The 7,195-nt window shown below is 45.7% G+C and carries 5 protein-coding genes; 3 read left to right on the plus strand and 2 right to left on the minus strand.

The genetic code is table 11. The features are described from left to right. Both RMO79_RS02700 and hsdR read right to left on the minus strand, forming a co-directional pair. A partial coding sequence (locus tag RMO79_RS02700) for a type I restriction-modification system subunit M N-terminal domain-containing protein (protein ID WP_310481516.1) occupies window positions 1-323 on the minus strand: 323 nt, incomplete at its 3' end. A gap of 283 nt (window positions 324-606) precedes the next feature. Continuing rightward, window positions 607-3,042 (minus strand): EcoAI/FtnUII family type I restriction enzme subunit R, encoded by a 2,436-nt coding sequence (gene hsdR, locus RMO79_RS02705; protein WP_310481517.1) that lies wholly within the window; start codon window positions 3,040-3,042, stop codon window positions 607-609. 394 nt (window positions 3,043-3,436) lie between these two features. Here hsdR and RMO79_RS02710 point away from each other — a divergent pair, with 394 nt between their 5' ends. The 3 genes from RMO79_RS02710 to RMO79_RS02720 form a co-directional block, all read left to right on the plus strand. Continuing rightward, window positions 3,437-5,155: a glycoside hydrolase family 9 protein gene (locus RMO79_RS02710; RefSeq protein ID WP_310481518.1), complete on the plus strand. Its 1,719-nt coding sequence runs from the start codon at window positions 3,437-3,439 to the stop codon at window positions 5,153-5,155. Between the two features lie 177 nt (window positions 5,156-5,332). Next, window positions 5,333-5,920 carry a heme NO-binding domain-containing protein gene (locus tag RMO79_RS02715; protein WP_396136506.1) on the plus strand — a complete coding sequence of 196 codons (588 nt, stop codon included), beginning with the start codon at window positions 5,333-5,335 and terminating at the stop codon, window positions 5,918-5,920. A gap of 55 nt (window positions 5,921-5,975) precedes the next feature. Continuing rightward, the coding region (locus RMO79_RS02720) for an ATP-binding protein (protein ID WP_310481520.1) at window positions 5,976-7,195 on the plus strand (1,220 nt) is incomplete at its 3' end.

Consider the following 7,195-nt stretch of genomic DNA (forward strand, 5'->3'; position numbering starts at 1 on the left):
CCCCGCACCACCCGACTGCGATTGGCATCTTTGCCCGTCACAGCTAGATCTTTGAGCATCGGGAATAGAGCCGCGTTGATAAAATCCAGCAACTCATCCCCCGTAATCCCCTCCGGATCTGCCGCCCAGTTGCGCCACTGGAGATTAGTCGGAATCGGCGATTTGTACTCTGGATTCAGTAGCTCTAGCTCGGAATCTTGGTCGTCAATAATCTTCAAGAAAAACATCCAACAAAGCTGTGACAGCCGCTGGGCATCTCCATCAACGCCCGAATCTTGACGCATGATGTCCTGAATGGATTTGACAGTATTACGAACGGACATGATGGTTTAGGTGGCGATGGGTGAAGAGATAGCTCCGACATCCATCATAGGCAGTAGCGTTACTTACAGCAAATCGATACTTTATCGGTTTTCATTCTCCTTTCAAGTGTCAATTTACCGAATTCGCAGTAAATTAACCTAAGCAATTTCTAACCGCTATACGATCCAACTACGACCTAACTGTAATAATAGAAAATCCCCTCCTCTCCTGTCGGAGACGCTCCGCGAACGGAGGGGTGCCCGTTCGCGAAGCGTCTCGAAGAGAAGGGCGGGGTGGGTAGATCTACGCAATATCTTGATACAACGCAGTTTGCAATTCCCGCACCGCCCGCTCATAGTCGGGACGACCACCAAACTGCTTAATCAACTGCGGTACCGTTCCCATCCCATTAAACGGCGCAATTTGCAAAATCCGCAGATCGTCCAACCCAGCGACAATTCCCTCATCCTGATACTTATTCAGTAGAGCCTCCAACACCGCGATCGCCTGCGGACTGTACTTGGTAAAGATATCCCGTTTTCGCACGCTCTCAGCCCGATCTCGACGGGTGAGCGGCGGTCTGTCGAAGGCAATATGACAAATCAGATCGAACGGATCGAGATCTTTGCCCACTTCCTCCATTAACGGCTCTAGCAGCAACCCTTCCGCCGCCAATTCAGCGATAATCGCGTCCTTGCGCTCCTGGGATCGCCAACGGTTCAGAAATCGATCGAGACTGACAAATTGCTGGCGGAGAGCCTTGCGCGTATAGTCCCGCAGCGATTCAGTCACGAGTTTACCATTTTCATCTAGGTACTCCACCCGCTCAGTCAACACTTGCACCGGATTACCTTTGACGTAATACTTGCCTGAGCTTTCACCAACGATCGGGCGGATGGTAATATCTGGTGGTAGGGGTCGATCGATAATTGTTTCACTCTCATCGGGTTCGAGCGGCATACCAACAGGTGGCATATCGGGCGGAGTGACAGGATCGTGTTCCCCTGGTTCGTAAATCTGCACCGGATCTTCATCAAAATCTGGATCGGCAAAATGGTTAGTCGCCTTGCGAAAATCAATCAGGGTAAAATAATACTTTTTGGTATCTTCATGTACCCGCGTCCCGCGCCCGACAATTTGTTTAAACTCAGTCATCGAACCAACTTCTCGCTCTAGCACAATTAAGCGGCAAGTTTGGGCATCCACACCTGTAGACAACAACCGAGACGTGGTGACGATTACCGGATACTTAGATTCAGGATCGATAAAATTATCGAGTTGCTCCTTCCCCTGCTCGTCATCCCCAGTTATTCGCATCACATACCGCGAATTTTCCCGCACTAAATCGGCATTTTCATTAATCAACGCCTGACGCATCCTGGCTGCGTGTTCAACATCCACACAAAAGACGATCGTTTTTTGGAACCGTCCACTTTCTTTCAAATAGTCCGATACCCATTTGGCCACCCGTTTCGTCCGATTGTCGATGACTAAACTGCGATCGAAATCCTTCTGATTGTAGATCCGATCGGTAATTTCCGACCCGCGATCGTCGGTTTCATCCAACTTGGGACGATAACCCACCACATCTACATCCAGATGCACCTTAATCACCTTATAAGGTGCCAAAAAACCATCCCGAATCCCCTGCTTGAGCGAGTAGGTATAGACAGCTTCCCCAAAGTAATGGCTATTAGAAACATACTGGGTTTCCTTGGGTGTAGCAGTCAACCCAATCTGAGTAGCCGCACTAAAATATTCGAGAATTTCCCGCCAAGCCGAATCCTCCGCCGCACTACCCCGATGACACTCATCAATCACAATCAGATCGAAGAAGCCCGGAGAAAACTCCTTGAAAATCTTTTGCTTCTCCTCTACTCCTGTAATCGCTTGATATAAACCTAAATAAATTTCATAAGCAGGATTGATGCGGCGTTTTTTATCGTGTGCTAGAGTCAACTCTACCGAGCTACCATCATCGCGCTCAATCGTTTTCGCCGCCGTACTCAATTTCGCCATCTTTCCAGCAAACGGACGAAAATCATTCACCATTGTCTGATTAATCAACACATTTCTGTCAGCTAAAAACAGAATCCGCTTTTTCTGCCCACCCTTCCACAATCGCCAAATAATCTGAAACGCCGTATAAGTTTTCCCCGTACCAGTCGCCATCACCAACAGGATCCGATTCTGCCCTTTGGCAATCGCTTCCATCATAGTATTAATCGCATTCCGCTGATAGTAACGCGGCTGCTTGCCACTACCATCATCATAATAAGGCTGTAATACCATCTTTTCCTGTTCGGGAGCCAACCCTTTCCAGTCTCGATACTTTGCCCACAACTCACTCGGAGCGGGGAATTCAGTCAGAGCCAGATTAGTTTCTATCGTACTATTTCCTGTGCGATCGTGAAATACAAAACCATCCCCATTCGACGAAAACACAAACGGGATATCTAAAGTCGTGGCATAGTCTAACGCCTGCTGCATCCCATCGCCGACACTATGATTATTATCCTTTGCCTCGATGATGGCAATTGTGAAATGCTGATAATAAAGCACATAATCCGCCCGCTTTGCCTTGCCACGAGTGACGAGTTTACCACGCACGATAATTCGCCCATCAGTAAAATAAACCTCCCTGCGAAGCTGAGTCGCCTCATCCCATCCCGCCCGAACCACCGCAGGCGTAATGTATTTGGCACAAATATCGCTTTCACTCAGAGACTTCTTATCCATCGAACTATTTTTAAATCTAGTGTTTCCCTTTCTCTACTGTTCCCCATGCTGAAATTTTTAACTCAGGTTTCGATCGCAACTTAAACGGGCATATTATCACTAACTCCCTATCTATACACAAGTCGGCTAGACTTCGTTTCCGATGGTGCTCTACCCCCCCAACCCCCCCTTATAAAGGGGGGGCTTTCTTGCTCCCTCCCCTTTATAAGGGGAGGGCTGGGGTGGGGTAACAGGATTACGCAGCAATAATAACTTGTGTATACACAGTAGCCCTGGAGGGGTGCCCGTAGGGCAGGGTGGGTAGATCTCCGCCACACCTCAAATAACTATTCCCAAAATAACGTCTCCATCGAGGTAATTGCCCCTACCTCAATCTCACCCCTATCCCCCCATCATGATAAATCGATCGAACCAGCTCCTACTCATCCTCATCAGCGCATTTCTCCTGATAATTACCAGCGGAAATTGGACTCAACTACAAGCCGCCACCTCAGCCAAAATAGTCGTCAATCAGGTGGGTTATTTACCAAATAGTCCCAAAGTTGCCTTACTCGTCAACAGCGACACCGCACAGCAAAAAATTGAGTTAGTAAATAGCACTACTAAACAGACGTTACAAGTTATTACTCCCAGTCGATCGGTTCGCGATCGAGATAGTAACGATCGATTACAAACTATTGACTTTAGCCAGATTCAGCAAACTGGCAAGTATTTCCTGCGAACTGGATCGATCGAGTCTTATCCATTTTCGATCGCGTCCAATGTCTATCAGGAGCCAATAATTAAACTACTCCGCTCCTATTATCTCCAACGCTGTGGCATTGCGATCGACGATCCGGTTACAGGCATTCGCCACGCGCCCTGTCATCTGCGGGATGGTGCGATCGATCGCAAAGATGCTATAAATCAATCTGGGAAAGCAATTCCATCCACAGGCGGCTGGCATGATGCGGGGGATTATGGCAAATATGTCAGCACCACAGCAGTTACCGTGGGGCGACTATTGAGTCTATATGAGAATAACCCCAAAGCATTTCCCGATCGACAATTGACAATCCCTGAAAGCGGTAATGGTATCCCCGACTTACTCGATGAAATGCGGGTGGGATTGGATTGGATGTTGTCGATGCAGCGATCGGATGGTGCAATTTATCGTAAACTATCTGGTAAAAAGTGGCCCTCGATCGTTGCTCCCGATGAAGATACTCAACCCCGCTTCCTTTATGGTATTTCCACCCCAGAGACGGCGAAATTTGCCGCAACAATGGCGATCGCCGCACGCGTATATGCTCCCCTCCAACCCCAACAATCTAACCTCTATCTGAAGGCAGCTCGACGGGCTTGGGATTATCTACAAACACAACCAACCATGAAAGTAGATTGGGTGGATGGCGACGATAGCGGTTCGGGGAAATATCTCGCCTCAGAAATCGATACCGAACCGAGCCTAAAAATCGATACAGACGATCGATTATGGGCAGCAGCAGAGCTATTTATTACTAACAAAGAAAGCAAATTCGATCGCTATTTTCTTCAGCATTTACCCAATGACTACACTCTATTTGAGTGGAAAGATCCATCCGCTTTAGGAATGGTGAACTATATGAGTGATGCAACTTCCCCAGCCAGCGAGATTAAACTAAAGATCGCCCAGCAAATTCTCAACCGAGCGGATGCACTTGTCAAAAAAGTCTCAACAAGTGGCTATCATCTGGCAAATCAGCGGTTTATTTGGGGATCGAACAAGATGACGGCGACAGATGGGCTGACGCTCATATTAGCTTATCGCATGACCGATGGAACTGCCTACCGTCAAGCCGCGATCGACCAGATCGATTATTTATTAGGGCGCAACCCTTTTAACCAGACATTCGTAACTGGCATCGGTACCCATCCGGTGCGGCACTTACATCATATTTTTGCTCGCGCTCGTAAAATCTCGATTCCTGGTTTATTAGTAGGTGGTGCCAATAATGGTGCCCAAGATGGGATCGCCCCTAAAAATCGGGGGCTGTTGAGCTATGTGGATGATGAAAAATCCTACGCCACGAATGAATACGCGATCGATTACAACGCCGAGCTAATTGCACTGATGAGTATGGTGGATGGGTAGAGGGGCGGATGGGTAGAGGGGTGGATAGGTGGATGGGTGGATGGGTGGATGGGTGGATGGGAGCTGATAGCTGATAGCTGAAACCTGAAACCTGATAGCTGATAGCTGAAAAATGTGGGTACTCTAAATAGTAGCTGGATTAAATACGTATCCACTTTCCATAAGGAGCGACTGCTGATGTTTGGATTGGTGAATAAAGGCTTAGAAGATATGGTGTGTAGCCAATATGGGGAAGCAACCTGGGAAAAAATCAAGTCTAAGGCTCAAGTGGAGATCGAAGCCTTTATTAGTATGGATTCTTATCCAGATGACATCACCTATCGACTCGTCGATGCGGCTAGTGCTGTCATGGCAATGCCCGCGACAGATATTTTAGAGGCATTTGGCAAATATTGGTTGCTCTTTACTGCGAGTGAAGGGTTTGGATCGCTGATGGAAATGGCAGGTGATAATTTACCTGAATTTCTCCAAAATCTCGATAATCTACATGCCCGTGTGGGACTGAGTTTTCCCGAACTGCAACCACCGAGTTTTCTGTGTTCCAATCTAGAAGCAGAATCATTAAAGTTACATTACTACTCCGATCGACCTGGCTTAACGCCAATGGTAGTGGGAATGCTCAAAGGTTTAGGTGAAAAATTCGATACTGATGTTGATATTCAGCTTACCAATAGTAAAGCTCAAGGAAACGACCATCAGGAATTATCGATCGCCCATAAACCCAAATGTCCATTTAAACAAATTCTCAACAGAGATAAAAATTAACCGAAATTTCAATTCACCATTGTTTTACTAGCGGTATCAGACGGGTCATGCCACAATGAGTTTTTCAGAAAATGTCACTATTGCTGAATATGTAACGACACCAGATTTTTCACCACTTCCTGATGTCTTTGCCACAATTTTCCCATTTTATATTGTCTTAAATCGCGATTTAGAAATCGTTCATGTTGGCCCTGTCCTCAAACGTTTATATCCAGAAATTTTAAAGTTCAAGAATTTTCAAGAACATTTCGAGATTAAACGTCCCAATGTATTCGCCGATTTTGATGCTATCCGTGCCTATCCCAGATCGCTATTCTTATTAGAATCGATTCAAAATGGGATGCAACTCAAGGGTCAAATAGTTTATGTTGATTATGAAGAGGTAATTCTGTTTCTTGGTTCGCCATGGATTACTGATACAAACATCATGAATGATTTTAAACTCAAATTATCAGACTTTGCCCTACACGATCCAGTTGCTGATTTCTTATTTTTACTCCAAGCCCAAAGTACTTCTTTGAAAGATGCCAAAAGATTGGCAGATAAGCTGGCTACCCAGAAAATTGAAATTGGTAAGGCATTAATTCAAGAGCAGGAACTGAATGAACTAAAAACTCGATTTATTACCACGGCTTCCCATGAATTTAGGACACCTTTAGGAATTATCTCTTCTTCTACTGGCTTACTTGAAGACTATGACAATCGGCTCGATCTACCCAAAAAAATTAAACATTGGCAACGAATTCAATCTGCTGTCAAGCACATGACAACATTATTAGAAGATATTCTATTAATTTACCAGACAGATGCGGGCAAACTAGAATGCAAACGCTCCTCATTCGATGCGATCGCTTTTTGTCACGAACTAATTGAAGAACTAGAAAACAGTATCAATGCTGAAGGTCGATTCAAATTGACTATGACTCATGCGGACTCAACTATCTCACTAGAGAACTTTACAGTTTGGATGGATAATAAATTAGTTCGCCAAATTTTAACTAACTTACTTTCTAATGCGATTAAATATACTCTAGACGCTCGCCACGTTCAGTTTGATGTCAACTTTACTAGTGACACAGTTACCTTTGAAATTGCCGATCGCGGGATCGGAATTTCTGATGAAGATCGAGTTCGACTATTTCAATCATTCCATCGCGGTAAAAATGTTAATAATATTCCTGGCACCGGACTAGGTTTATCGATCGTCAAGCGATGTGTAGATCTCCATGGTGGCAATATCGATCTCATCAGCGAAATCGATGTTGGTACGACTTT

This window comes from Chamaesiphon sp. VAR_48_metabat_403, from assembly GCF_031422475.1.
GTDB lineage: Bacteria > Cyanobacteriota > Cyanobacteriia > Cyanobacteriales > Chamaesiphonaceae > Chamaesiphon.

Excerpts from the sequence above, each read along its gene's own strand:
- RMO79_RS02710 (WP_310481518.1), top strand. The coding sequence starts at position 3,437 with ATGATAAATCGATCGAACCAGCTCCTACTCATCCTCATCAGCGCATTT.
- hsdR (WP_310481517.1), bottom strand. The coding sequence starts at position 3,042 with ATGGATAAGAAGTCTCTGAGTGAAAGCGATATTTGTGCCAAATACATT.
- RMO79_RS02715 (WP_396136506.1), top strand. The coding sequence starts at position 5,333 with ATGTTTGGATTGGTGAATAAAGGCTTAGAAGATATGGTGTGTAGCCAA.